The organism is Dietzia cercidiphylli (assembly GCF_039531545.1).
Classification (GTDB): Bacteria; Actinomycetota; Actinomycetes; order Mycobacteriales; family Mycobacteriaceae; genus Dietzia; species Dietzia natronolimnaea.
In genome coordinates, this window is record NZ_BAAAQG010000002.1 from 301,265 (window position 1) to 326,692 (window position 25,428).

Annotated in this window: 23 protein-coding genes and 1 tRNA gene; 6 read left to right on the top strand and 18 right to left on the bottom strand. The window is 69.0% G+C overall.

Features of this window, described 5'->3' with window-relative positions:
• The 12 genes from ABD250_RS01440 to rho form a co-directional block, all read right to left on the bottom strand.
• Window positions 1-987, bottom strand: coding sequence for a F0F1 ATP synthase subunit gamma (locus ABD250_RS01440; RefSeq protein WP_107747341.1), 987 nt, complete (start codon window positions 985-987; stop codon window positions 1-3).
• A gap of 54 nt (window positions 988-1,041) precedes the next feature.
• Entirely contained in the window at window positions 1,042-2,682 is a 1,641-nt protein-coding gene (atpA, locus tag ABD250_RS01445) for a F0F1 ATP synthase subunit alpha (protein ID WP_179525552.1), read from the bottom strand.
• Window positions 2,683-2,786: 104 nt separating this feature from the next.
• Window positions 2,787-3,605, bottom strand: coding sequence for a F0F1 ATP synthase subunit delta (locus tag ABD250_RS01450; protein WP_182658631.1), 819 nt, complete (start codon window positions 3,603-3,605; stop codon window positions 2,787-2,789).
• Window positions 3,606-3,619: 14 nt separating this feature from the next.
• Window positions 3,620-4,195 carry a F0F1 ATP synthase subunit B gene (locus ABD250_RS01455; RefSeq protein WP_182609678.1) on the bottom strand — a complete coding sequence of 192 codons (576 nt, stop codon included), beginning with the start codon at window positions 4,193-4,195 and terminating at the stop codon, window positions 3,620-3,622.
• A gap of 31 nt (window positions 4,196-4,226) precedes the next feature.
• Window positions 4,227-4,466, bottom strand: coding sequence for an ATP synthase F0 subunit C (locus ABD250_RS01460; RefSeq protein ID WP_182609679.1), 240 nt, complete (start codon window positions 4,464-4,466; stop codon window positions 4,227-4,229).
• A 100-nt stretch (window positions 4,467-4,566) separates the two neighbouring features.
• The gene (gene atpB, locus ABD250_RS01465; protein WP_179526265.1) at window positions 4,567-5,358 is read right to left on the bottom strand and encodes a F0F1 ATP synthase subunit A; all 792 of its coding nucleotides are present in this window, start codon (window positions 5,356-5,358) and stop codon (window positions 4,567-4,569) included.
• Window positions 5,359-5,560: 202 nt separating this feature from the next.
• The gene (locus tag ABD250_RS01470) at window positions 5,561-6,007 is read right to left on the bottom strand and encodes a Cg1360 family ATP-synthase-associated protein (protein ID WP_179525555.1); all 447 of its coding nucleotides are present in this window, start codon (window positions 6,005-6,007) and stop codon (window positions 5,561-5,563) included.
• Between the two features lie 10 nt (window positions 6,008-6,017).
• Window positions 6,018-7,178, bottom strand: a complete 1,161-nt coding sequence (locus ABD250_RS01475) for an undecaprenyl/decaprenyl-phosphate alpha-N-acetylglucosaminyl 1-phosphate transferase (protein WP_182658630.1) — start codon at window positions 7,176-7,178, stop codon at window positions 6,018-6,020.
• A gap of 15 nt (window positions 7,179-7,193) precedes the next feature.
• A complete protein-coding gene (locus ABD250_RS01480; protein ID WP_182644611.1) occupies window positions 7,194-7,847 on the bottom strand; it encodes an L-threonylcarbamoyladenylate synthase in 654 nt (217 codons plus the stop codon).
• Complete coding sequence (gene prmC / locus ABD250_RS01485; protein WP_338404185.1) at window positions 7,844-8,800, bottom strand: peptide chain release factor N(5)-glutamine methyltransferase; 957 nt, start codon at window positions 8,798-8,800, stop codon at window positions 7,844-7,846. The genes ABD250_RS01480 and prmC overlap by 4 nt, the downstream gene beginning before the upstream one ends.
• 3 nt (window positions 8,801-8,803) lie before the next feature.
• The gene (prfA, locus tag ABD250_RS01490) at window positions 8,804-9,889 is read right to left on the bottom strand and encodes a peptide chain release factor 1 (protein ID WP_182610722.1); all 1,086 of its coding nucleotides are present in this window, start codon (window positions 9,887-9,889) and stop codon (window positions 8,804-8,806) included.
• Window positions 9,886-11,943 carry a transcription termination factor Rho gene (rho, locus tag ABD250_RS01495; RefSeq protein ID WP_344390171.1) on the bottom strand — a complete coding sequence of 686 codons (2,058 nt, stop codon included), beginning with the start codon at window positions 11,941-11,943 and terminating at the stop codon, window positions 9,886-9,888. Before rho ends, prfA begins: the two co-directional genes overlap by 4 nt.
• 525 nt (window positions 11,944-12,468) lie before the next feature.
• Between rho and ABD250_RS01500 the strand changes: the two genes are divergently transcribed.
• Entirely contained in the window at window positions 12,469-14,139 is a 1,671-nt protein-coding gene (locus tag ABD250_RS01500; protein WP_182610719.1) for an AMP-binding protein, read from the top strand.
• A gap of 48 nt (window positions 14,140-14,187) precedes the next feature.
• On the opposite strand, the gene thrB is transcribed toward ABD250_RS01500, so the two are convergent.
• Genes thrB through argS form a run of 5 tightly spaced genes read right to left on the bottom strand, consistent with a single transcriptional unit; the run spans window position 14,188 to window position 20,642 of the window.
• The gene (thrB, locus tag ABD250_RS01505) at window positions 14,188-15,150 is read right to left on the bottom strand and encodes a homoserine kinase (RefSeq protein WP_179525561.1); all 963 of its coding nucleotides are present in this window, start codon (window positions 15,148-15,150) and stop codon (window positions 14,188-14,190) included.
• Window positions 15,147-16,229 carry a threonine synthase gene (gene thrC / locus ABD250_RS01510; protein ID WP_179525562.1) on the bottom strand — a complete coding sequence of 361 codons (1,083 nt, stop codon included), beginning with the start codon at window positions 16,227-16,229 and terminating at the stop codon, window positions 15,147-15,149. The genes thrB and thrC overlap by 4 nt, the downstream gene beginning before the upstream one ends.
• Window positions 16,226-17,578 carry a homoserine dehydrogenase gene (locus ABD250_RS01515; RefSeq protein WP_179525563.1) on the bottom strand — a complete coding sequence of 451 codons (1,353 nt, stop codon included), beginning with the start codon at window positions 17,576-17,578 and terminating at the stop codon, window positions 16,226-16,228. The genes thrC and ABD250_RS01515 overlap by 4 nt, the downstream gene beginning before the upstream one ends.
• Complete coding sequence (gene lysA, locus ABD250_RS01520; protein ID WP_182658753.1) at window positions 17,575-18,993, bottom strand: diaminopimelate decarboxylase; 1,419 nt, start codon at window positions 18,991-18,993, stop codon at window positions 17,575-17,577. The genes ABD250_RS01515 and lysA overlap by 4 nt, the downstream gene beginning before the upstream one ends.
• A complete protein-coding gene (gene argS, locus ABD250_RS01525) occupies window positions 18,990-20,642 on the bottom strand; it encodes an arginine--tRNA ligase (protein ID WP_182639369.1) in 1,653 nt (550 codons plus the stop codon). Before argS ends, lysA begins: the two co-directional genes overlap by 4 nt.
• A 190-nt stretch (window positions 20,643-20,832) precedes the next feature.
• Here argS and ABD250_RS01530 point away from each other — a divergent pair.
• The 5 genes from ABD250_RS01530 to ABD250_RS01550 all read left to right on the top strand — a co-directional run bounded on the left by ABD250_RS01530 (window position 20,833) and on the right by ABD250_RS01550 (window position 24,820).
• Window positions 20,833-20,908, top strand: a tRNA-Arg gene (locus ABD250_RS01530).
• A 366-nt stretch (window positions 20,909-21,274) separates the two neighbouring features.
• Window positions 21,275-22,210, top strand: coding sequence for a metal ABC transporter substrate-binding protein (locus tag ABD250_RS01535; protein WP_182658754.1), 936 nt, complete (start codon window positions 21,275-21,277; stop codon window positions 22,208-22,210).
• Window positions 22,211-22,218: 8 nt separating this feature from the next.
• Complete coding sequence (locus ABD250_RS01540) at window positions 22,219-23,004, top strand: metal ABC transporter ATP-binding protein (protein WP_182658755.1); 786 nt, start codon at window positions 22,219-22,221, stop codon at window positions 23,002-23,004.
• The gene (locus tag ABD250_RS01545; protein WP_182658756.1) at window positions 23,001-23,936 is read left to right on the top strand and encodes a metal ABC transporter permease; all 936 of its coding nucleotides are present in this window, start codon (window positions 23,001-23,003) and stop codon (window positions 23,934-23,936) included. Before ABD250_RS01540 ends, ABD250_RS01545 begins: the two co-directional genes overlap by 4 nt.
• Window positions 23,933-24,820, top strand: coding sequence for a metal ABC transporter permease (locus tag ABD250_RS01550; protein ID WP_182658757.1), 888 nt, complete (start codon window positions 23,933-23,935; stop codon window positions 24,818-24,820). The genes ABD250_RS01545 and ABD250_RS01550 overlap by 4 nt, the downstream gene beginning before the upstream one ends.
• A gap of 126 nt (window positions 24,821-24,946) precedes the next feature.
• Here ABD250_RS01550 and ABD250_RS01555 read toward each other — a convergent pair whose 3' ends face one another.
• Complete coding sequence (locus ABD250_RS01555; RefSeq protein WP_241730665.1) at window positions 24,947-25,426, bottom strand: MarR family winged helix-turn-helix transcriptional regulator; 480 nt, start codon at window positions 25,424-25,426, stop codon at window positions 24,947-24,949.
• Window positions 25,427-25,428: the final 2 nt, after the last annotated feature.

Sequence of the window (25,428 nt, forward strand, 5' to 3'; positions counted from 1 at the left end):
TTAGTCACTTCCTGCGCTAGCGGCGAGCGCACCAGCGCCACCGACAATCTCGCTGATTTCCTGGGTGATCTGTGCCTGGCGGGCCTGGTTGGCCTCGCGGCTCAGGCCTTCCACCAGTTCGGTCGCGTTGTCCGTCGCCGACTTCATTGCCGTGCGGCGAGCCGCAGACTCCGATGCCGCCGACTCGAGCAGTGACGCGAACGCCCTCGTCGACATGTACCTCGGGAGGAGGTTGTCGAGCAGAGTGTCCGCGTCGGGCTCGAAGGTGACCTCCGGCTTGAACTCCGTCTCCGGCGAATCCATGTAGTCCTCGCCCAGATCCAGCTCCTCGATCTCGACGCGGGTCTCGATCGGCGCCAGTCGCCGCGCACGCGGGGTCTGCGTGAGCATCGACTTGAACTGGGTGTAGACGATGTGGACCTCGTCGACGCCCTTGCGGGTGGTGTCCCCGGGGTAGTCGCTCCCGAGGAACTCCGTCGCGTCGAACGTCTCCTCGCCGCCGGCCGCGAAGGCGGCGGACAGGAGCTGGAAGGCCGGACGGGCCTCCTGGTAGTCGGGCTTCTGGGAGTGTCCCTGCCACGAACCGGCGAGTTCCACCTCGCGGAACGTGTAGTACACGATGCCCTTGTTGCCCAGCACGTAGATGTCGACCTCGCGGCCGGCGTCCTCGAGGAACGCGATGAGCTCGGCGGCCTCCTTGAGGACGTTGTGGTTGTAGCCACCACACATCCCGCGGTCCGAGGTCACCACGAGCACGGCGGAACGCCTGGCGTCCTCCGGCTCGTTGAGCATCCGGTGCTGGACCGACGACGCACTGGCGAGGTCGGTCAGGATGGCGGTGATCTGATCGGCGAACGGCTGGGCCGCCGCGACCCTCGCCTGGGCCTTGGAGATCTGCGAGGTGGCGATCAGCTCCTGGGCCTTGGTGATCTTCTTGGTCGAGTTGACCGACTTGATCCGGTCGCGCAGTTCACGCATATTCGCCATTGCGTCAGATCACTCTCCTCTCGGCCTTGAATCGGATGGCTGTCATCGCAGGCCTCAGGCCTTCTTCTTCTTGGTGACCGTCAGCGTCTCACGGTCGATCTCGTCCTCCGAGAGCGCCTCGGCCTCGGGCTCGTTGACCACCCGCGAACCGTCGGAGGCGACGAAGCCCTCCTTGAACTCGTTGGTCTTGGCCTCGAGCGTCGCCTTGGACTCGTCGGAGAGCGCCGCCCCGCCGTCGATCTGGCTGTAGACGTCGGCAGCGGAGTGCCGCAGGCTCTCGAGCAGCTCGCCCTCGAACCGACGGACGTCCTCGACGGGCACGGTGTCGTAGAAGCCCTCGCCGGCGAGGTAGATCGAGACGATCTGGTCCTCCACGGCGACCGGCGAGTTCTGGTCCTGCTTGAGGATCTCCACCAGACGCTGCCCGCGCTCGAGCTGGGCCTTGGACGCCGCGTCCAGGTCGGAGGCGAAGGTCGCGAAGGACTCGAGGTCGCGGTACGCGGCCAGATCGAGACGCAGCGAACCGGAGACCTTCTTCATGCCCTTGGTCTGGGCGGCGCCGCCGACTCGCGAGACGGAGATACCGACGTTGACCGCCGGGCGCACACCGCGGTTGAACAGGTCGGACTCGAGGAAGACCTGGCCGTCGGTGATGGAGATGACGTTGGTCGGGATGAACGCCGAGACGTCGTTGGCCTTGGTCTCGATGATCGGCAGGCCGGTCAGGGAGCCGCCGCCCATCTCGTCGGAGAGCTTGGCACAGCGCTCGAGCAGGCGGGAGTGAAGGTAGAAGACGTCACCCGGGTAGGCCTCGCGACCCGGCGGGCGGCGCAGCAGCAGCGAGATCGCACGGTAGGCGTCGGCCTGCTTGGACAGGTCGTCGAACACGACCAGGACGTGGGCGCCCTCGTACATCCAGTGCTGACCGATGGCCGAACCGGTGAACGGCGCGAGCCACTTGAAGCCGGCGGAGTCGGAGGCCGGGGCCGCCACGATGGTGGTGTACTCCATCGCGCCGTGCTCCTCGAGCGTCGCCTTGACGCCCGCGATGGTGGAACCCTTCTGGCCGATGGCGACGTAGATGCACCGGAGCTGCTTGCTCTTGTCGCCGGACTCCCAGTTGGCCTTCTGGTTGAGGATGGCGTCGATGCAGACCGCGGTCTTTCCGGTCTTGCGGTCACCGATGATCAGCTGTCGCTGGCCGCGGCCGATCGGCGTCATGGCGTCGATGGCCTTGATGCCGGTCTGCATCGGCTCCTCGACGGGCTGACGCTCGAGAACGGACGGGGCCTGCAGCTCGAGAGCGCGGGTGCCGGCCGACTCGATGTCGCCGAGGCCGTCGATGGGCTTACCGAGAGGGTTGACGACGCGGCCGAGGAAGCCGTCGCCGACGGGGACGGAGAGGACGTTCCCGGTGCGGCGCACCTCCTGACCCTGGGCGATCTCGTCGAAGTTACCGAGGATGACCGCACCGATCTCGCGGTCCTCGAGGTTCAGTGCGACACCGAGGATCCCGCCGGGGAATTCCAGCAACTCGTTGGCCATCGCCGAAGGGAGTCCGCTGATGTGCGCGATGCCGTCACCGGTGTCGACGACGACGCCGACCTCCTCCTTCGTCGCGTCGGTCGAAACGGTCGAGGTGTAATTCGCAATCGCGCTGCGGATCTCTTCGGAGGAGATCGTCAACTCCGCCATGTCATTCCTGCTCTCAAAGTCGGGATGTGCTTTATGGGTGTTACCTGAGCCGCCACCGCTGGAACACGGCCGAGTCGCAGCTCGTCTTGTGCCGGACCGGCCGGTCAGCGGAGGGAACGACGCATCGCGTCGAGCCGTCCTGCCACGCTACCGTCGATGATCTCGTCGCCGACGCGGACGACCACGCCGCCGAGGAGTGCCTGGTCGACGTCGTTGTGGATGGCGATCTCCCGGCCGTACAGCGTGGCCAGACGAGCCCTGAGATCATCCGACTGCTGCTCGGTCAACGGCTCGGCGCTGGTCACCACCGCCACGGAGCGACCGCGCAGCTCCGCGGCCTGGGTCGAGATCTCCATGATGTCGTCCGCGGGCATGCCGGACGGGCGGTCCACGGCCTGGGAGGCGAGGGTCTCCGACACCGCGGTGACCTTGCCGTACAGGACCTCCGCAAGGAGCCCCCGCTTGGCTCCCGCCTCCGCGGTCCGGTCAGCCAGGAGCTGCTCGAACTGGGGATCTCCGGCGACGATGCGGCCGAGCCTGAACAACTCGTCCTCGACGGCCTGGAGCTGGCCCTGCTGGTCCGCCGACCGCAGGAGTGCCTCCCGGCCGAGCAGGATCAGGCCCTCCCGCAACTCACGCGGGGTGGACCAGTCCCGGGACACCGCAGCGAGGAGCAGATCGAGGGTGGTCTGGTCGACCTTCCACCCGAACACCCCACGGACCAGGTCCTGTCGGGCCTCCACAGGGGCCGCGGTGTCGGCCACGGAGACCCGGAGGGCGCGGTTGTCCTCGAGGACGCGCACGACCTCGAAGAGTTCCTGGCCCACCTTCGCGCCGGTCGCTCCCCCGGACGGGTTCGCCGCCAGGGTCTGCTCCAGTTCGCTCCGGGTCTGGTCGAGCGCTTCGCGACTCGCTGCGTGCATCGGCTCCACTTCCCTTAGTTCTTGCCCGCGCCGGGGACCCGGTCGAGGTCTGCCAGAAAGCGATCGATGGTGCCCGAACGCCGGACCGGATCCGACAGCTGCTCACCCATGAGCCGCTCCGCGAGATCCACCGACTGACGACCCAGGTCACTGCGGAGCTCCGCGATGATCTGCTGGCGCTGCGCGGCGAGCTGCTGGTTGCCCGCGGCGACGATGCGGTCGCTCTCCGCCTGCGCCTCGGACTTCATGTCCGCGAGGATCTGCTGACCCTGGGCACGCGCGTCGTCGCGGATCTTGGCCGCTTCGCTGCGCGCCTCGGCGAGCTGGGCCTTGTACTTGGCCAGCTCCTCCTTCGCCTCGGCCTGGGTCTGCTCGGCACGACGCAGACCGCCTTCGATGCGCTCGGAACGCTCGTCGAGTACCTGCTGGAACTTCGGGAGGATGAACTTCCAGAAGAGCCAGAGGATGACGGCGAGCGGGATGAGCGACCAGACGATGTCATACAGCGGAGGAATCAGCGGGTTGGGGCTGTCCTCCAGGGGGAGTGATTCTCCACCCTCGGCCGCCAAGATGGCGATGACGTTGTTCATGGTGCGTCCCTACGAGGTCGGTGGTCGTCGATCAGAACAGGAAGCCGGCGACGATACCGATCAGGGCGAGCGCCTCGGTGAAGGCGATGCCGAGGAACATCGTGGTACGGAGGGTGCCGGCCATCTCGGGCTGACGTGCCATTCCCTCGACGGTCTTGCCGACGAGGATGCCGATGCCGATGCCGGGGCCGATGGCGGCGAGGCCGTAGCCGATCGCGCCGTAGCCCCTCACGGTCGACTCGGTGGCCTGGGCGAGAGTGACGATGTCCATGGGGTTTCCCTTTCAGATGGCCGGCGCGGGCTTCTCCGCACCGGTCGGACGTGAATTGTCGGATTGACGGGTGGTCGTACCAGGCCTCTCGGCCCGAGTTCTAGTGGCTTTCCGCGTGGAGTGCGAGGTCGATGTACACCGAGACCAGCAGCGCGAAGATGTACGCCTGGAGGAACAGCACCAACAGCTTGAACAGCGTGAAGGCGACCGACAGCAACGAGGTGCCCACCGCCAGCAGCGTCCAGCCGTTGAACTGCCAGAAGAAGAAGTTCGTGGCGCTGAACAGCAGAACGATGATCAGGTGGCCCGCCAGCATGTTGGCCATGAGACGGATGGTCAGCGTGGCCGGGCGGAGGATGAACGTCGACACCAGTTCGATCGGGACGACCAGAATGTGCAGAGCCGGAGGAAGCCCCGGGATCACCACGCTCGCCTTGATGAACTTCGCGAACCCGTATCTCTTGGAACCGGCGTAGATGAAGGTCAGGTAGCCCAGCAGCGCGAGCATCAGCGGGAAGCCGATCCTGGCGTTCGGCGAGATGTTGAGTCCCGGGATGATCGTGGGCAGGTTCATCGCGAACACCGCGAAGAAGATCGTCGCGATGATCGGCAGGAAGCGACGTCCCTGCTCCTTCCCCAGGATCTCCTCCGCGATATGGACCCGGACGAAGTCCAGGCAGATCTCGGCGAAGTTCTGGACCCCGCGGGGGACCAACCTGGGGTTCCGCATGGCGAGCATGAAGAAGCCCAGGAGGACCACGGTCATGAGCAGACGGATGATCATGAGCCGGTCCAGCACGAACGCGTCACCGGCGAATCCGGTCAGCCACTGATCGGCAGGGAAGAACTCGTAGTCAATGTTCGGGGGGTGAAACTCGCCCTTGAAGGCCAGAAGCGTGGTACTCAGTGTGTTCTCCCCTGGTCGTGTTGGGCGGCGTGCGCCCGAGCGCGTTCGGTACGAGTGGCCCGGTGTTCGCGGCCGAGTTGGGATTCCGCGCGACCGCCTCGGGCCGTGGTGCAGCCCGGTGACGTGCTCGTCTCACCGCAGATGAGGATAACACCCTGGTCTCGGGCCGGTGTCACAGGGGGACCCGTCAGCCGGCATCGGGTTCCACGTACGGAGCCCGGGTCTTGAGGACCGCCCACGTCTCCCCCGCCAGGACCACGATCAGAGCGGCGATGACCGTCACGGCGAAGGCGGGCCGCGAGTAGAAGTCGAACCGGGAGAGCGCTGCCACGACCCCCATGGCGGCGAGGAGTTTGACCAGCCAGGTTCCCAGTACGACGGCCGCGGTGGTCTGTGGGGCCGAGTGGGCCGTCGCGATGACCACGATCGCAGTGGTGAGCACGAACGCGCCGCCCACCGCGGCGCCCATCAGCGCACCCCACAACCCCGGGGTTCCGTCGACGGCGGTCCACGCCGCCGCGCTGATCACGGTGAGCACGACGAGCGCGACCGCGCCGAGCCGCACCGCCTTGCGGAGGCCGGCTGTGTGTGGGCTTTCGGCGGGCTGCGCGGGTGTCGCGGGGATGTCCGTCATGGCGAGCAGCCTAGCGGGGGCTCCTCGGGCCGCTCGTGTCGCGCTCGCTCCTCGAACTCCTCAGACGCGGGACCAGGGTGGCGGCGAGGACCGCGATGAGTCCGGCGGCCGCGAGCGGGACGATCACCTCCGTGGGGAGCATCGTCGCCCCGACCGCCCCGAACGCGATCAAGGAGACCCACGCGTAGATGACCAGTGCGACCCTCCGATGGGAGTGACCGAGGTCGAGCAGGCGGTGATGCAGGTGCATCTTGTCGGGGGCGAACGGACTGCGCCCGGCGCCGACCCGGCGGATCACCGCCAGGACGAGGTCGAGCATCGGCACGAACATGGCGGCCGCGACCACGATCATCGGCGAGAGCAGGACGATCATCTCCTGCGGCCCGTACAGGCTCTGCGAGATCTTGCCGGACGCGCTGGTGGAGGCCGCGGCGAGGACGAGGCCGATCAGCATCGAGCCCGAATCGCCCATGAAGATCCGGGCGGGCTGGAAGTTGTGGGGCAGGAAACCCAGCAACGCCCCGGCCAGGACCGCGGTGACGAGTGCCGGGGGGTACGCCCCGACGGTGCCGCCCTGGTCGAGCATGATCCCGACGGAGAACACGCAGATCGCCAGGGCCGCGATGGCGCCGAGTCCGGCGGCGAGGCCGTCCAGGCCGTCGACGAAGTTCATCGCGTTGACGATCGTCAGCGTGAACACCACGGTGAGCAGTCCCGCCTGGAGTTGGTCCAGGACGAGGATGTTGCCGTCCCCGAACGGGATGTACACCAGCGTCCACGACACGCCCATGGCCACCAGGACGCCGGCCGCCGCCGCCTGACCGGCGAGTTTGGTGACCGCCCCGAGACCGAGGATGTCGTCGACGATCCCCACTAACACGATCACCCCGCCCGCGATGATCGTCGCCTCCACGTCCGGGGCGAACGGCGGGAACGCCCGGTTGAGAGCCGGGAGCTGCGCGGCCAGGTAGACCGCGACCAGCAACCCGGTGAAGATGCCGACCCCACCGAGGCGGGGCGTCGGCACCACGTGCACGTCCCTGTCGCGGGGATAGGCCAGGCCGCCGATCGCCGGCGCCACTCCCCTGACCAGACCCGTGACGACGAAGGTGACCAGGCCGGCCGCCACCGCGATGAGCAGGAGCTCGCGGAACGGCACCCCTATTCCCACGATCAGACCACCCGGTCAGCCACGCAGGGCCGCGGGGTCGGTCCCCAGGACCTCCCCGACACGCTCCGCGCTCACGGCCCCCTCCCGGACGATCCGGGGCGCCGGTCCGGTGAGGTCGACGATCGTCGAGGGTTCCCCGACCGCGCAGGGGCCGCCGTCCAGGTAGACCGCGACCGAGTCGCCGAGTTGGTCACGCGCCTGCGCGACCGTCGTGGCCGGGGGTTGACCGGAGACGTTGGCGCTGGAGACGGCGAGGGGGCCGACCTCGCGCAGGAGCTCGATCGCGACGGGGTGCAGCGGCATCCGGAGCATCACGGTGCCCTGGGTGTGCCCGAGGTTCCAGTTGAGTGACGGCGCCTGGTGCACGATCAGGCTCAGACCTCCCGGCCAGAAGGCTCGGATGAGGTCGCGCGCGGTCGCCGGCGTGCTCACGACCAGGCCGTCGATGGTCTCCCAGGATCCCACCAGGACGGGGACCGGCATGTCCGGGCCGCGACGTTTGGCCGAGAGCAGGAGGGTGACCGCGTCCGGGTCGAAGGCGTCGGCGGCGATGCCGTACAGGGTGTCCGTGGGGGTCACGACGAGCCGACCGGCACGCAGTGCGCCGGCCGCAGAACTGAGGCCGACCTCCCGACCGGTGTCCTCGGTGCAGTCGTAGGTGATGGTCACCGGGTGATCCCCTTCCGGGCTGTCGGGTCGACCTCGTCGTCGTCGTCGTCGTGATGATCGCCGCCTGGACGGTCGAGTCTCGTCGCGGTGACGAACCGCGGACGTCCGGCGAGGTCGGTGTGCTGTTCCACGGTACCGAAGCCTCCCTGCGCCCAGACCACCGCCGCGACCTCGGCGCCGGTCGTGTCGTCGTGCTCCACCGCCAGGTGCCCACCCGGCACCAGGAGGCGGGCCGCGACGCCGACGAGCGGCGTGATGACGGCGAGGCCGTCGTCCCCCCCGAACAGAGCGGTCGACGGCTCGTGCCCGAGCACGTCCACCGGGAGCTCGTCGGACCGTGGGATGTACGGCGGGTTGGACACCACCGCGTCGACCCTGCCCGACAGGCCCGCCAGGACGTCGGGGTCCGTGGCGTCACCCGCGTGGACCACCACGGGCGTGTCCCCCGCCGCGACCCGCTCGGCGGCGTTGCGCCGGAGCCACCCGAGCGCGCTCTCGTGCAGTTCGACGGCGTGGACCCGTGCATCGGGCCTGGCGTGGGCGATCTCGAGGGCCAGTGTGCCGCTACCGGCGCAGAGGTCCACGACGACCGGGCCCGGTCCGACGCCCGGAGAGGGCAGCGCGGACAGCGTGTCCTCGACGAGCAGCTCCGTCTCCGGCCTGGGGATGAAGACTCCCGGGCCCACCGCGAGGTCGAGTCGCCCCGACACGGCCCGGCCCAGCAGGTACTGAAGCGGGGTGCGGTCGAGGGTGCGGGCGGCGACTATCCGTCCGACCTCGGCGACCCCGGTCGCGTCCACCCCCTCCGCCAGTGGGAGCGCGGAGCGTTCGACACGCAGGACGTGTGCGCAGATCAACTGCGCCTCCACGAATGCGGAGTCGATGCCGGCGGCCTGCAGCGCGCGCGCCGCCGACCTCACGACCCCGGTCGCCGGCACGGGGCGGAGGTCCACGGCCTACGCGTCTTCCATACGTCGACGACGGTCCTCGGCGGCCAGGGCGTCCAGGACCGCGTCGAGGTCACCGTCGAGCACGGCGTCGAGATTGTGCGCCTTGAACCCGACCCGGTGATCCGCGATGCGGTTCTCCGGGAAGTTGTATGTGCGGATCCGCTCCGAACGGTCGACGGTGCGGACCTGGGTGGACCTGCCCTCGGAGGCCTCGGCGCTCGCGGCCTCCTCGGCCGCCGCCTGGAGCCGGGCGGCGAGGACCTCGAGTGCTCGTTGCTTGTTCTGCAGCTGACTACGTTCGTTCTGACACGTGACGACGGTTCCGGTCGGCAGGTGCGTGATCCGCACCGCCGAGTCCGTGGTGTTGACACCCTGCCCGCCCTTGCCGGACGAGCGGTAGACGTCGATCCGCAGATCCGACTCGTCGATCTCGACCGGCCCCACGTCCTCGGGCTCCGGGAACACCAGCACGCCGGCGGCCGACGTGTGGACCCGGCCCTGCGACTCCGTGACCGGTACCCGCTGGACCCGGTGCACCCCGCCCTCGAACTTCAGTCGCGACCACACGCCCTCGCGGGAGGGGTGCCGGGACCGGATGGAGAACGAGGCGTCCTTGTAGCCGCCCAGGTCGGACTCGGTCACCCCGAGGACCTCGACGACCCACCCGTGCTTCTCGGCGTACCGCGTGTACATGCGGGCCAGGTCCGCCGCGAACAGGGCCGACTCCTCCCCTCCCTCGCCGGACTTGATCTCCATGAGCACGTCGTCCGCGTCATGGGGGTCCCGCGGTGCCAACAGGTCGGCCAGGCGCGACTCCAGGCGCGTGGCCTCGGTCGCCAACCGCTCGGCCTCCTCGGCGAACGACGAGTCGTCACCGGCCAGTTCACGCGCGGCGGACAGATCGCCCCGGGTCGACTCCAGCGCGCGGTAACACTGCACCACGGGGGTCAGCTCGGCGAATCGCTTGCCAACCCTGCGCGCGGCCACCGGGTCCTCGTGGAGCGCCGGGTCCGACAGCTGCGCCTCGAGGCCCCCGTACTCGGAGAGGACGTCGTCGACCGAGGACGGCGATCGTCCCGGGGCCTCTGTCACTCCTCGTCCTGCGGCAGTGTCGGGGTCGTCTTGGCCACCTGCAACAGGAACTCGTAGTTGGTGTTGGTCTTGCGCAGTTGCGACATCAGGAGGTCGATGGCCTGGTGCGAGTCGAGGCCCGACAGCACGCGCCGCAGCTTGTGCATGACACCGGCCTCCTCGGGCGTCATCAGAAGCTCTTCCTTGCGCGTGCCCGAGGGGCCCACGTCGACCGCCGGGAACACGCGCCGCTCGGCGATGCGCCGGTCCAGTTTGAGCTCGGCGTTGCCGGTGCCCTTGAACTCCTCGAAGATCACCGTGTCGCCGGCGGACCCGGTCTCGACCATCGCCGTGGAGATGATGGTCAGGGACCCACCGTTCTCGATGTTGCGCGCCGCCCCCAGGAACCGCTTGGGCGGATAGAGCGCCGTGGAGTCGACACCACCGGACAGGATGCGCCCCGACGCGGGCGACGAGTTGTTGTAGGCGCGGCCCAGCCGGGTGATCGAGTCGAGGAGGACCACGACGTCCTGCCCCATCTCCACCAGCCGCTTGGCCCGCTCGATCGCGAGTTCGGCGACCTGGGTGTGATCCGACGGCGGACGGTCGAAGGTCGAGGCGATGACCTCACCCTTGACCGACCTCTGCATGTCGGTCACCTCCTCTGGTCGCTCGTCGACGAGCACGACCATGAGGTGGCATTCGGGGTTGTTGACCGCGATCGAGTTGGCGATGTTCTGCAGGATCGTGGTCTTGCCCGCCTTGGGCGGGGAGACGATCAGCGCTCGCTGCCCCTTGCCGATGGGCATGATCAGGTCGATCACGCGGGTAGAGAGGATGTTCCTCTCGGTCTCGAGGCGCAGACGCTGGTTGGGGTAGAGCGGCGTGAGCTTGCCGAACTCCGGACGGTTGCGGGCATCCTCGAGGGGCCCTCCGTTGACCGAGTCGATCCTGACCAGCGGGTTGAACTTCGCCCGGTTCTTGCCACCCTGATTGCCGCCACGACCGCCACCCTGCCCGCCGCCGGGCCCGTCGTTCTGGGTGTCGCTCTGGCCGTCCCGCGGCATCTTGACCGCGCCGGTGATCGCGTCGCCACGACGCAGGCCGTGCTTGCGGATCATGTTCATCGAGACGTAGACGTCGTTCGAACCCGCGAGGTAACCGGAGGTGCGGACGAACGCGTAGTTGTCCAACACGTCGAGGATCCCGGCGACCGGCTGGAGGACGTCGTCGTCCCGCACCTCGGTCTCGCCCTCCGACGGACGGCCACCGCCACCACCGCGGTTGCGCTCACGCCGGCGACGGCTTCGACGACCGCGGCCGCTCCCGTCGTCGTCATCACGGTTCTGACCGTCGCCGCGCGGGCCGTTGTCCCCGCCCTGGTTGCCCTGGTTGCCCTGGGTGCGTTGGTTCCCCGGGTCCCCGCCCTGCTGGTCGCGACCGCGGCCGCGCCCGCCCTGCTGGTCGCGGTTCTGCTGGCCCGGCTGATCGCGGCCCTGTTGGTCGCGGTTCTGCTGGCCCTGCTGATCGCGGCCCTGCTGATCGCGGCCCTGCTGATCGGGGTTCTGCTGATCACCGGACTGCTGATCGCGGGCGCGACCGCCCTGCTGACCCTGATCCTGACGACCCGACCCCTGGTCGTCGCGGTTCTGCCCGCCCCGACGCTGCCGGTTCCCCTGGTTCTGACCCTGCGACTGGTTCTGTGCCTGGTTCTGACCCTGCGCCTGGTTCTGGTTCTGGCCACCGCCGCGCGGGCCGTCCTCGCGACGGTTCCGTTCGCCCTGGTCCTGCCCGTCCCCGCGGCCCCGGCTCTCGGCGGGCGCCTCACCGCCACCCCGAGTCGAACCCTCGTCCGCCTTCCCGGGTTCGCGCGCGGGCTGCTGGCCACTCGGCGGCTTCTGCGCGTCGGACCGGGGGGCACTCTCCGCGGTCGCGGCGGGCGCGGACTGGGCGGGAGCCTGGGACTTCCCGCCGCGGGCGGAGTCGATCATCGCCACCAGATCGCCCTTGCGCTTGCCTGACAGGCCCTTGAGGCCCATCTGCTGCGCCAGGGACTTGAGGTCCGCCAGTCGCATGGCTGCCAGTGCGGCATCCTGCGGAGGCGTGGAGTGGGTTTCCGTCGAGGTCACGGGTGTCCTTTCTGGGCCCGGGCCGAGGCGGTGTCCACCGCTTCGCACCGAGCAACTGTCCGGGACGCGGACGGGCGTCCCGGGTGGCCGCTGAGGCCTTCCGTGGCGGCGAACTGGCCGGACACGGATTCGTCTGAGGGGGATGTACACGAGGTGACGCCCACCGCGCCGACGTCATGTTGACCGTCGACTACGGACGAGACCCACTCACGGGCACGACAATCCCAGTTGACCACTCGCCGTTCGGCCGCTCCCACCGTGACCTACTCACGAGCTGCCGTCCGCCGAGGCGGACGGTGAACTGGAGATGTCTCGGGATGCGGGGACGACCGGGCGTCCGTGGCTTCGGCAAGCATACTACCCGCAGTCGGTCTCCACACGCGTCCCCCTCGCGAGTTCCACGGGCGTGTCCGCATCCCGGTCGACGGGCGGTAACCTACAGCCCACTGCGGCCGCGCGGAAGGAGGTCTGATGTTCGGAACGATGCTCGACACCCCGTTGCTCGTGTCCCGGATCCTCGACCACGCCGCAGAGCGCCACTCCGGCTCCACGGTCACCGGTTTCGTCGGGGACATGGAGCCCCGGACCCTTCGGTTCGACGTGATCGCCGCCAGGGCCGCGGCCCTGGCCCACGCCCTCACCGATCTCGGCGTGGGCGAGGGTGACGTCGTGGCCGTCCTGTCCGGCAGCCGCACCGAGGTCGTCGAGTCGCTGTTCGCGATCCCGTCGATGGGAGCCGTCGCGCTGTCGGTCAACGTCCTTAGGTCCCGGTCCTTCCTCCTCGCGGCGCTCCGCGACAACGACGTCTCCGTCGTGTTGGTGGATCCCGAACTGCTCTCTCTCGCACTCGAGGTGGTCGCCGACCTGGAGCACGTGCGCCACCTCGTCGTCTTCGACGCCCGGGTCGCCGGGGACACCACCGACCTGTCCGGGGACGGTCACGAGGTGGAACTCCACGCCCTGGAGGCCCTCCTCGACGGACGGCCGACCACCTATCAGTGGCCCGAGCTGGACGAACGCGCCGCGGCGGCGCTGGCCTACACCTCCGGCACGACCGGCCTGTCCAAGGCGGTGGCGTTCACCCACCGCTCGATCTGGCTGCACTCGATGCAGATGTGCATGGCCGAGAGCGCGGCGCTCCGCAGCGGGGACACCGTCCTGACGACCGTGCCGATGTACCACGTCCTGTCCTGGGGCCTGCCCTACGCGGCGTTCATGACCGGGGCGAGCATCATCACCGCCCGGCCGCGACCTGGTCAGGCCATGCACTCCGGCCGCGACCTGGCCGATCTGCTCGCCACGTTCAGACCCAACAAGGTCGCGACCACGCCGGCCTCCCTGCAGCGCCTCCTCCGCCGGCTGGAGACCAACCCCCAGCCGCTCGGCCACCTGGGCGAGGTCCTGGTCGGCGGCTCGCCGGTGCCGGAGGCGCTGTTCGACGCGTTCGTCACGCGACACGGGGTCACCATCATGCAGGCCTACGGCCTGACCGAGTCGAGTCCGATCGCCACGTTCGCCCGGGCCGACCCCCATTCGTCCGCGACCCACCGCCGGGCACAGATCCTCGGGCAGGGCAGGTTCCCCGCCGGGGTCGAGGCCCGGATCGTCGAAGCCGGGCGTGTCCTGCCGAACGACGGGTGGTCGGTCGGCGAGCTACAGATCAGAGGACCCTGGGTCACCGCACGCTATCTCGGCGACGACGCGACCGACCGGTTCGTCGACGGTTGGCTGCGCACCGGGGACATGGCCACCATCTCCCCCAGGGGCTACCTCGACGTGGTCGACCGGGTGGACGACATCATCGCCTCGGGGGGCGAGCTGATCTCCTCGGTGGAACTCGAGCACGCCGTCCTTCGGGACGAGCGGGTGGCCGATGCCGCGGTGATCGGCGTACCGGACGAACGCTGGGGCAACCGCCCCATGGTCCTGGTCCACCTCAAACCCGGCGCGTCCGCCACCGCGCGGGCGCTCTGGGAGTCGCTGGAGGGCCATGTGGAACTGTGGAAGCGACCGGACCACTGGGCGTTCGTCGACGACATCCCCCGCACGTCGGTCGGAAAGTACGACAAGCGGGCGATCCGTGCCCTCCACGCCGACGGGGCCTATCAGGTCACGACCATCTCACCGGGCTCCACCGCCTGACCAGGGTCACGGCCCGGCCGTGAACCCCCGTCGTGCGAGCGGACGTCCTCACTCCCCGACGAGAACCCGGGCGCCCTCCGCGATCCGGAGATCCAGGACCTGCCATCCCTGCGCCTCGGCGTCCCCGCGCAGGTCCGCGGGCAGCGCGGAGGTCCCCAGCACCAGGACGGTGGGGCCCGCCCCGGAGACCGTCGCGGCGAGTCCACGGTCCCGGAGCCGGCCGACCCACTCGGTGGTGCCGACGAGCGCCGGGGCCCGGTAGGACTGGTGGAGCCTGTCCTCGGTCGCGGCCAGGAGGAACTCCGGGTGCGAGGCCAGGGCCACCGACATCAGTGCGGCCCGACTGGCGTTGAAGGCCGCGTCCTCGTGGGGGACCATCTCCGGGAGCAAGCCCCGGGTCTGCGCCGTCGACGAGGTCTCGGCCGGCACCAGCACGGTGGCGACGATCGTCGGATCGACGTCCATGCGCACCGCGCGGTAGGTCACGGCGGTCGCCGATCGCTCGGTCCACGAGACCACGACCCCGCCGAGCACGCTCGCCGCCGCGTTGTCGGGATGCCCCTCGAACTCGCTCGCGAGCTGTACCAGGTGCTCGTCGGTCAACACGCCGCCCATGAGACCGTTCGCCGCGACCAGTCCCCCCACCGCGGCGGACGCGGAGGACCCGAGACCCCGGGAGTGCGGTATCGCGTTGGTACAGGCGATCCTGACCCCAGGGGCGCCCGTGCCGCCGGCCCGCAGTCCCGCCTCCACCGCCTTCGCGACCAGGTGGGAAGCGTCGGCGGGGACCTGACCGGCCCCCTCGCCCGAGACCTCGAGCTCGAGCCCCGAGCCGATGGTGGTCACCGTGATGGTGTCGTACAGGCCCAGCGCCACGCCCAGGGCGTCGAAACCCGGCCCGAGGTTGGCGCTGGACGCGGGCACCTCGACGGTGACCGAGCGACCGACCGGCAGGATACGTCCCCCGGAGCTGCCGAAGACCTCGGGGCCGGTACCGGTCACGTCGCTCATTCCAACCCGAGAGCGCCGGCGACGGCGGTCGGATCCACCGGGATGGCCTCCACCTCGGGCATGCCCAGGAGGGCGGTGTCCGGGTCCTTGAGCCCGTTGCCGGTGACGGTGCAGACGATCGTCTGACCGGGCTCGAGTTCCCCGTTGGCGTGCGCGTCGAGCAGTCCCGCGACCGACGCCGCGGAGGCCGGCTCCACGTACACGCCGTCCTTGCCCGCAACGGTGCGGTACGCCTCGAGGATCTGCTCGTCGGTGCGCTTGCGGAACGTGCCACCGGACTGGTCACGGGCGGCGACGGCGCCGTCCCAGGACGCCGGCGCGCCGATGCGGATGGCGGTGGCGATGGTCTCCGGGTTCTTGACCGGCGCCCCGTCCACGAGGGGCGCCGCGCCCGCGGCCTGCACGCCCATCATCCGCGGGCGGGTCGAGACGATGCCGTCCGCGTGGTACTCGCTGTAGCCCTTCCAGTACGCGGTGATGTTGCCCGCGTTGCCCACCGGGAGGAAGTGCAGATCGGGTGCGCGTCCGAGCACGTCGACGATCTCGAACGCGGCGGTCTTCTGGCCCTCGATCCGCACCGGGTTGACCGAGTTGACCAGACCGATCTCCGCGTACGTGGCGGTGGTCTTACGGGCCAGCTCGAGGCAGTCGTCGAAGTTGCCGTCCACCTGGATGATCGTCGCCCCGTGCATGACCGCCTGCGCCAGCTTCCCCGCCGCGATCTTGCCCTGCGGGATGAGAACCGCGCAGCCCATCCCGGCGCGGGTCGCATACGCGGCGGCCGAGGCGGAGGTGTTCCCGGTCGAGGCACACAGGACGGCCTTCTGGCCCCTCGCCCTGGCGTCGGTGACGGCCATGGTCATGCCGCGGTCCTTGAACGAGCCCGTCGGGTTGAGGCCCTCCACCTTGAGGTAGACCTCGCACCCCGTGACCCCTGAGAGGTAGGGCGCCGGGAGGAGCGGGGTCCCGCCCTCGAAGAGCGTCACCGGCTCCCAGGCGTCCCCGATCGGGAGCCGGTCGCGGTAGGCCTCGATGAGGCCGGGCCAGCGGTGGTGCACGGGCTGATGGGTGCTGCTCATTCGGTGTCCACTCCCTCGAGTCGGATGACGCTGGTGATGACCGAGACCGCGTCCTGGTCGGAGAGCGCGGCGACCGTGTCGGCGAGCGCGCGCTCCGAGGCACGGTGGGTCAGGACGGTGAGCTCCGCGGTGGGCTCGGAATCGTCGAGCTCCGACTCCGGGAACTCGACCTCGGTCTGCCGCACCTGGGCGATGGACACCCCGTGGCGGGAGAACTCGGCGGCGACCAGCGCCAGCACCCCGGGCTTGTCGGCCACACGCATCCGCACGTGGTACCGCGTGGAGACCTCGTCCATCGAGGCCACGGGTAGGGCCGCGTAGGTCGACTCGCCGGGTGCGCGACCCGAGTCCACCTTGTTGCGGGCCGCCGCGACCATGTCCCCGAGCACGGCGGAGGCGGTCGGGGAACCTCCCGCACCCTGTCCGTAGAACATGAGACGGCCGGCCGCCTCCGCCTCCACCACGACGGCGTTGAAGGCGCCGTTGACGGTGGCCAGCGGATGGCTGTTGGGCAACAACGCGGGGTACACGCGCGCCGAGACGGCCTCGCTGCCGTCCTCCCGCCGCAGCTTCTCGCAGATCGCGAGCAGCTTGATGGTGCAGTCCATGTCGCGGGCGGAGGCGAAGTCGTCGGGCGAGATCCTGGAGATCCCCTCCCGGTAGACGTCGCCCGCCGTCACCCGGCTGTGGAACGCGATCGAGGCCAGGATCGCGGCCTTGGCCGCCGCGTCGTACCCCTCGACATCCGCCGTGGGATCGGCCTCCGCGTACCCGAGCCTGGAGGCCTCCGCGAGGGTCTCCGCGTAATCGGCGCCCGTGGCCCCCATCGCGGAGAGGATGTAGTTGGTGGTGCCGTTGACGATCCCGAGGACACGCTCGACCTGGTCGCCGGCCATCGAGCGACGCAGCGGTCCGATCACCGGGATCGCGCCGGCCACGGCCGCCTCGAAATACAGATCGGTGCGGGTCGAGTCCGCGGCCTCCGCCAGTTCGTCGGTGTACTCGGCCAGCAGCGCCTTGTTCGCGGTGACCACGGCCTTGCCGTGACGGAGCGCCTCGAGCAGGAGGGGACGCGGCACGTCGATGCCGCCCATCAGTTCGACGACGACGTCGACGTCGTCCCGGGAGACGAGCGAGGCCGGGTCCGCGGTCAGGAGCTCCGGGTCCACCCCGCGATCGCGGGTCAGGTCGCGCACGGCGACACCCCGCAGGGCCAACGGGGCCCCGATGCGGGAGGCGAGAGCCTCCGCGTTCTCCGTCATGTAGCGGATGACCTCGGTGCCGACGGTGCCCATTCCGAGCACCGCCACTCCCACGGGTCGCACGCCTGACGCCGTTGCGTCGCTCACTGTCCCACCTCCAAGCTCGTCAGATCGTCCAGGGTTTCACGTCGGAGCACCAGGCGTGCCCGTCCGTCGCGGACCGCGACCACCGCGGGCCGCCCGATCAGGTTGTACCGGCTCGACATCGAGTAGCAGTAGGCCCCGGTCGCCGCGACGGCCACCAGGTCACCCGCACCGACGTCCTCCGGCATCCACAGGTCACGCACCACCACGTCACCGCTCTCGCAGTGCTTGCCCACGAGCCTCGCCACGACGGGTTCCGCCGACGAGGCGCGGCCCACCAGCCGGGCGTCGTACACGGCGTCGTACAACGCCGTCCGGATGTTGTCGCTCATCCCGCCGTCGACACTGATGTAGCGGCGGCTCTCCCCACCCGCGAGCTCGACGTCCTTGACCACGCCCACCTCGTAGAGGGTGACGGTGCCCGGTCCGGCGATCGCCCGGCCGGGTTCGACGACCAGCGTGGGGGGCGCGAGGCCGACGTCCCGTGAGAAGCCGTCGACGATCTCCGTCAGCGCGGCGGCCAGCTGGGCGACCGGGGGCGGGTCGTCGGAGGCGACGTAGCTGATGCCCAGTCCGCCACCCAGGTCCAGGTGATCGAGCTGGGCCGTGCGCTCGACACCGAACTCGTCGACGATGTCGCGCAGGAGGCCGATCACGCGGCGCGCGGCGAGTTCGAAGCCGTCGACGTCGAAGATCTGGGACCCGATGTGGCTGTGCAGGCCGGTGAGCCGGATGTGCGGTGCCTCGAACACCCCGCGGACGGCCGCCATCGCCGCACCGCCAGCGAGGGAGAACCCGAACTTCTGGTCCTCGTGGGCGGTGGCGATGAACTCGTGGGTGTGCGCCTCCACGCCCACCGTCACCCGGATGAAGACGTCCTGGACCACGCCCTCCTCGGCGGCGATGCGGTCGAGCAGGGCGATCTCGGACATCGAGTCGAGGACGACGTGCCCGACCCCGCTGCGCACGGCGAGCCTGAGTTCGTCGGCGGACTTGTTGTTGCCGTGCACGGTGATCCGGTCCGTCGGGAACCCCGCACGAAGGGCCACCGCGAGCTCGCCACCGGAGGCGACGTCCAGGCTCAACCCCTCCTCCGCCACCCAGCGCGCCACCTCGGTACACAGGAACGCCTTGGACGCGTAGTGGACCCGGTCGGCGCCCCCGAAGGCCTCCGCCATCTCGCGGCAGCGCGAGCGGAAGTCGTCCTCGTCGATGACGAACAACGGGGTGCCGAACTCGGCCGCCAGCTCATCCGCCGCGACCCCGGCGAACTCCACCACCCCGTCCCCGCGACGACCCGCACCGCGCGGCCAGACCGCCGGATCCAGGGCCATCACCCCGCCCACGTCGGTGGGACGCTCGCCGATCCCGGGCGCGTGCGGGAACTCGTGCCGGGACCCGGCCGGGTGCGCGCTCACATCTTCTCCGGGGCGGTGACGCCGATCAGCCGCAGTCCGTTCGCCAGCGTCTGTCGGGTCGCCGTGCTGAGCGCGAGCCGGGCGGCGTGGAGCGGCCCCGCCTCCTCGTCACCCATCGGCAGGACGCGACACGTGTCGTAGAAGCGGTGATAGGCGCCCGCGAGTTCCTCGAGATACCTGGCGACCCGGTGCGGTTCGCGCAGCTCGGCCGCGCTCGCCACGACCCGGGGGAACTCACCGATGGTCCGGATGAGCGCGCCCTCCCGGTCCTCGACCAGGAGCGCGAGGTCGGCGGCGTCGGTGGTGACCCCCAGGTCGGCGGCGTTCCGGGCGAGGGAACACAGGCGGGCGTGCGCGTACTGGACGTAGAAGACCGGGTTGTCGTTGGTCGCCGACGTCCACAACTGCAGATCGATGTCCATGGTCTGGTCCACCGAGGAGCGGATGAGCGCATACCGAGCGGCGTCCACCCCGATCGCGTCCACCAGGTCGTCGAGCGTGATGACGGTGCCGGCGCGCTTGCTCATCTTGACCGGGACGCCGTCCCGAACGAGGCTGACCATCTGCCCGATGAGGACCTCGATCGCCGCGGGGTCGTCCCCCAGAGCCGCCGCCGCGGCCTTGAGACGGGCGATGTACCCGTGATGGTCGGCACCGAGCATGTAGATGCACAGGTCGAAACCGCGGTCCCGCTTGTCCAGGAAGTAGGCGATGTCACCGGCGATGTAGGCCGCGTTGCCGTCGGACTTGAGGACCACACGGTCCTTGTCGTCCCCGAAGTCCGTGGAGCGCAGCCACCAGGCGCCCTCGGACTCGTACAGGTTGCCGTTGCCCTTGAGCACCTCGATCGCCCGGTCGACGGCGCCGGAGGTGAACATCGAGTTCTCGTGGGTGTAGACGTCGAAGACAGTGCCGAACTCCGCGAGCGACGCCTTGATGTGGGTGAACATCAGATCGACGCCCGTGGCGCGGAACGTCTCGAGCCCCTCGGCCTCCGGCAGCTCGAGGACGTCCGGGTGCTCCGCGACGACCCGGGCGGCGATGTCGTCGATATACGCTCCCGCGTACCCGTCCTCCGGAGTCGCCTCGCCGCGGGCCGCGGCGGCCAGCGACCTGCTGAACCGATCGATCTGGGCACCGTGGTCGTTGAAGTAGTACTCCCGGGTCACCTGCGCACCGGATGCCTCGAGCACGCGCCCGAGTGCGTCGCCGACCGCCGCCCAGCGGGTGCCTCCCAGGTGGATAGGGCCGGTCGGGTTGGCGGAGACGAACTCGAGGTTCACCCGACGACCGGCCATCGCGTCCCCGGTGCCGTACGCCTCGCCCTGCTCGATGACGGAGGCCACGAGCGACCCCTGGGCACCGGAGTCGAGGCGGATGTTGAGGAATCCGGGGCCGGCGATGTCCGCCGACGCCACACCGGGATCGGCGGCGAGCGCGGTGGCGATCTCCTGCGCCAGATCCCGCGGAGAGGCTCCGACCTTCTTGGCCAACTGCAACGCGATGTTGGTGGCGTAGTCGCCGTGTTCCGGGTTGCGCGGGCGTTCGACCGTCACCGTGTCCGGCACCACCGAGATGTCGGCTCCACGCTCGGTGAGAACGGTGATGAGAGCGGCGCGGATGACGGCGGCGAGGTCGGCGGGAGTCACGTCTTCCTATCCTAGGTGTCGGCACGTCGGCAGCGGAATCGGACACCGGCGTCCGCCCGCCCTCGCGACGCGGGCGGGCCCGATGCGGTCACGATCCCGCCCCGGTGCTACGATCGGTCTCGCTGTTCAGCAGGGCGGTTCGAAGTAGTCGCCCGGCGATCGGCCTCCGGCCCGGAAAGGCCGGTATCCCGCCCTCGTAGCTCAGGGGATAGAGCGTTGGTTTCCGGTACCAAAGGTCAGAGGTTCGATTCCTCTCGGGGGCACCACAGGAGTCCTCTCCCACCCGCAGACGCGGGATTGGGAGGGGACTTCCTCGTTTCCCGGACACTCTGATCCGGCGCTATCCCACCTAGTCCCCTCACGCCCGCGCGCCTGTCCTCTCACGCCCGCGCGCCTGTCCTCTCACGCCCGCGCGCCTGCTCCCTCGCGCCTGTTACCTCTCCCCTCCGCGACGGCGGGTCGATCAGGTCGGATCCGATCCAGGCCTGCTGCCCTTCGAGGACCTGGAGAGCTCGCGCCGACACCCCTCGCGGAAGTTCGGGTTGCCGAAAAGCTGAGATGGGTTGCTAGTGTAATTATTACATCACCGCCCAAACGATGTTTTTCGCCATACCGAAAGGCCCTCTACTCCCATGCGTTCTCGATTGACCGGCCTCGCCGCCGCTGCGACGGCCGCTCTCCTGCTCGCGGGCTGCGCGACAACCCCGCGCAACGCCGGCGTCGATGCCCCCTTGACCGTCTACGCGACCACCGGGTACCTCGCCGACGCCGTGGCCAATATCGCTCCCGAAGCGATCGTGACCACGATGGTCGGGCCCGGCGGCGACCCACACACCTATCAGCCGTCGACCAAGGACATCCAAGCGATCCAGGACTCCGACGTGGTGCTGTGGAACGGGTTACACCTGGAAGCGCAGATGACCCACCAACTCGAGAGCCTCGGTGACAAGCAGCTGGCCGTAGGCGACGCACTACCCGACGACCTCCTTCTGTCCTGGCCCGAGACCGACGATGTGGGTAACCAGCTGCGCGACCCTCATGTGTGGAACAGCCCGGAAGCGTGGTCACTCGTCGTCGGCCTCGTCGCCGACAAGCTCGGCGAGATCGAACCCGACAGCGCGGCGGAGTACCGGGAGAACGCCAACGCTTACCAGGCCGAGATCGCAGAGGCCGCCGCTGAGGCCGAGGAGCTCCTCGCCCGTGTTCCCGAGCCGCGCATCCTGATCACCGGCCACGACGCGTTCAACTACTTCGGCGACTCCTACGATCTCGAAGTTCATGCGACCGACTTCGTGTCCACAGAGGCGTCGTTGAGCGCGGAGCAGATCTCGGACCTGGCGAAACTGATCGCGGAGTACCGAGTGCCGGTCATCTTCCAGGACAACCAGGCCAACCCCCAGGCGATCAACAGCCTTAGCGAGGCCGTTCATGCACTCGGTTGGGAGGTCGGGATCTCGGCCGACGAACTCTATGCCGACTCCCTCGGCGCGGAGCCCGGAGTTGACACTTATCTCGGCGTGTTCACCCACAACGCGAAGGCCGTCGCCGCCGCACTCGGGACGCAATGACCATGCTCATGGCCCAGAGTCCGGATGGCTCGCTCGCCCGCCCCACCGACACCGTGCTCGCGTGCGCCACCAAGGGCGTCTCGGTGGCCTACCATGCTGAGGCCGTTCTCCGGGGGGTCGACTTCCGCGTGCCCCAGGGAGTGGTGATGGGAATCGTCGGTCCGAACGGGGCCGGGAAATCCACACTGATCAAAGCAATGCTCGGGCTGGTCCCACCACTCACCGGGACCTCGGAGTTCTTCGGACAACCCCTTTCAAGGGTGCGGAGACGAGTCGGGTACATGCCGCAGTCCACGACTGTGGACTGGGACTTCCCGACCACCGTCCTCGACGTCGTCACTATGGGCACCTACGGCTCTCTCGGCTGGTTCCGGAGACCCGGGAAGAACGAGCGCGCCCGCGCCGTGGCGGCTCTCGAGCAGACGGGAATCCCAGGTCTTGCCGCCCGGCAGATCGGTGAGCTTTCCGGCGGACAACGACAACGCGTGTTCCTCGCCCGCGCCCTCGTGCAGGAGCCGGACCTGTACTTCATGGACGAGCCCTTCCAGGGCATCGACGCGAAAAGCCAGCAGGCCATCGTCTCCGTACTGCACACCCTGCGCGAGCAGGGAAAGACCGCTGTGATCGTGCACCACGATCTGGCGACCGTGCGCGACTACTGTGACCACGTCACGCTGCTCAACCGCCGGATCGTGGCATCCGGGCCCTCAGAGCAGTCGTTCACAAAGGAAAATATCCGCACCGCCTACGAGGTCACCTCGGACGACGACGCCTTCCTGCAGTTCGCGTCATGAGCCTGATCGAAATCCTCGACAACCACACCTACCAAATGGTGCTGTTCGGGACCATGACCATCGGGCTGGTCGCCGGTGCCCTGGGGAGCTTCGCCTATCTGCGCAAGCAATCACTCATCAGCGACGTGATCTCGCACGCAGCGTTGCCCGGTGCGCTCCTCGCGTTCCTGGCATCGGTTGTAGTACTGGGCACAGACGGCCGGAACATGATCGGTCTCATCGTCGGGGCCGTCGCCATCGGCACCGTCGCGGCGCTCTTCGCCAACGGGGTCACTCGGGTATCGAAGACTCAAATCGACACGGCCATGGCCGTGTCTCTCACGATCTTCTTCGGCGCGGGCATGCTGCTCATGCGCATAATCGGCAACGGCGCCTTCCCCGGCAAGGGCGGCATCCAGGACTACCTCTTCGGGAACGCCTCCGCCATCACCGTCGCCGACCTCACCACTAGCATCGCTGTCGGAGCTCTCGCTCTGGGACTGATGGTCGTGTTCTGGAAGGAGTTCGCCCTCCGCACGTTCGACCCCGTCCACTCCACCGTGCTCGGTTTCCGGGCGACTTTTATCGACACCCTGATGTTCACCACCATCGTCATCGCAACCGTGATCGGAGTGAAAGCCGTCGGGCTGGTCCTCATGGTCGCCTTCGTGGTCACCCCACCCGCCGCCGCCCGTCAGTGGACGCGAACACTGCCCGGCATGGTGACCCTGTCGGGTGTCTTCGGGGCCCTCGGGAGCGGAATCGGGGCGTACCTGTCGATAGTTCTCGGCAGAGTGCCCACCGGGCCACTCATCGTGCTCACCCTCTTCGTGATCTTCCTGATCTCGCTGCTCGCCTCACCGCGGCGAAGTGTCATCACACGCCTGGTCGCCCGCAGTCGTGCGCGCACGGCCGTGAAACGGGAACTCATCCTCGAGGGGGCCGCTAGATGAGTTTCGTCGTCGGCACCGCCCTGCTTGCGGTCGTCACCGCCCTCGCCTGCGCCCTGCCCGGCACCTTTGTCGTGCTGCGGAAGAACTCCATGCTCGTTGACGCGATCAGCCACGCCGTGCTTCCAGGGATCGTCATCGGCTACTTCTTCACCCGCAACCTCGACTCACCGCTACTGATCGTCGGAGCTGCCCTCACGGGGCTCATCGTGGTCCTCGGTAGCGAATGGCTCTCCCGGACCGGTCTCCTCGCCGGCGACGCACCCCAGGGCCTCATCTTCCCTGCTCTGTTCAGCGCGGGCGTCATCCTCGTCTCGGTGAACTTCGCGAACATCCACCTCGACACGCACGCCGTACTCGTCGGTGACCTTAACCTCGCCGCCTGGGATCAGTTCACCATCGGCGGCACCTCCATCGGGCCCGTCTACCTGTACGTGATGCTCGGTGTACTCGCTCTGAACATCGTCTTCCTCGGGGCTTTCTACTCCGGGCTCAAGGTCACCACCTTCGACGCCCAGTTCGCCACCAGCATCGGCGTGCGGGCAGGCCTCCTGAACACAGCCTTCATGTTTCTCGTCTCTCTCACCGTCACCGCAGCGTTCAACGCGGCAGGCGCGATCCTCGTCGTCGCACTGATGATCGTCCCGCCCGCCACCGCCTACCTCCTCAGCCGGAGCCTGCCGGTGATGGTCGGGCTGACTGCGGGCATCGCGGCCGCCGGGGCATTGGCAGGGTTCTGGATCGCGTACGCCCTGGACGCCGCGACCAGTGCCGGAATGGCAGTGTTCTACGGGATCCTATTCGTCCTCGTGCTCACCGCGACACGCATCGGGCACCGGTATCGGCGACGAACGAAGCGCGGCGTCCGGGTGCCGATAACGGTGTGAACCCCTCAGCCCCAGTTTACGAACGGCCCCGGTACCCTACCCGGGCGTCGGGGTGATCACCGCCCCACACCAGCCCGCACATAGGATCCACAAACGCCTCGGAGGGAACTCGGCCAGACCGCCCGATCAGCTCGGCAGGGTGATCCCATCGACCTCACCGATGCGGGTGACCACCCGCTCGAAGATCGTGGTCAGCGTGCCCACCTCTTCTTCGGTGAGCACGTCGATCAGTAGCTCTCGGACCTTCTCCACGTGCATGGGGGCCACCCTGGCGATCGCCTCGGCCCCCTCCGCGGTGAGGGTGACGATGGTGCCCCGGCCGTCTTCCGCGCACTCCCCCTTGGCGACGAGTCCCCGGGCCTCCATCCGCCTGACCTGATGCGACACACGGCTGCGGTCCCAGCCGAGAGCCGCCCCCAGATCACGGGCGCGCAGGCCCCGACCGTCCGCCTCGCTCAGGCTGACCAGCACCGAGTAGTCGGACTGGGACATCGACGCGTCGCGCTGGAGCTGGCGTTCGATCGCGAGGTCGAGCAACTGATTGACTTCCCGGTACCGGCGCCACATGCACTGTTCTTCATCGCTCAACCAGCGTGTCTCGCTCATGG

Bases quoted from the DNA above. Each gene is read 5' to 3' on its own strand.
- ABD250_RS01440 (WP_107747341.1), bottom strand. From the start codon at position 987: ATGGCGAATATGCGTGAACTGCGCGACCGGATCAAGTCGGTCAACTCG.
- atpA (WP_179525552.1), bottom strand. From the start codon at position 2,682: ATGGCGGAGTTGACGATCTCCTCCGAAGAGATCCGCAGCGCGATTGCG.
- ABD250_RS01450 (WP_182658631.1), bottom strand. From the start codon at position 3,605: ATGCACGCAGCGAGTCGCGAAGCGCTCGACCAGACCCGGAGCGAACTG.
- ABD250_RS01455 (WP_182609678.1), bottom strand. From the start codon at position 4,195: ATGAACAACGTCATCGCCATCTTGGCGGCCGAGGGTGGAGAATCACTC.
- ABD250_RS01460 (WP_182609679.1), bottom strand. From the start codon at position 4,466: ATGGACATCGTCACTCTCGCCCAGGCCACCGAGTCGACCGTGAGGGGC.
- ABD250_RS01470 (WP_179525555.1), bottom strand. From the start codon at position 6,007: ATGACGGACATCCCCGCGACACCCGCGCAGCCCGCCGAAAGCCCACAC.
- rho (WP_344390171.1), bottom strand. From the start codon at position 11,943: ATGCGACTGGCGGACCTCAAGTCCCTGGCGCAGCAGATGGGCCTCAAG.
- ABD250_RS01500 (WP_182610719.1), top strand. From the start codon at position 12,469: ATGTTCGGAACGATGCTCGACACCCCGTTGCTCGTGTCCCGGATCCTC.
- thrB (WP_179525561.1), bottom strand. From the start codon at position 15,150: ATGAGCGACGTGACCGGTACCGGCCCCGAGGTCTTCGGCAGCTCCGGG.
- thrC (WP_179525562.1), bottom strand. From the start codon at position 16,229: ATGAGCAGCACCCATCAGCCCGTGCACCACCGCTGGCCCGGCCTCATC.
- ABD250_RS01535 (WP_182658754.1), top strand. From the start codon at position 21,275: ATGCGTTCTCGATTGACCGGCCTCGCCGCCGCTGCGACGGCCGCTCTC.
- ABD250_RS01540 (WP_182658755.1), top strand. From the start codon at position 22,219: ATGGCCCAGAGTCCGGATGGCTCGCTCGCCCGCCCCACCGACACCGTG.
- ABD250_RS01545 (WP_182658756.1), top strand. From the start codon at position 23,001: ATGAGCCTGATCGAAATCCTCGACAACCACACCTACCAAATGGTGCTG.
- ABD250_RS01550 (WP_182658757.1), top strand. From the start codon at position 23,933: ATGAGTTTCGTCGTCGGCACCGCCCTGCTTGCGGTCGTCACCGCCCTC.
- ABD250_RS01555 (WP_241730665.1), bottom strand. From the start codon at position 25,426: ATGAGCGAGACACGCTGGTTGAGCGATGAAGAACAGTGCATGTGGCGC.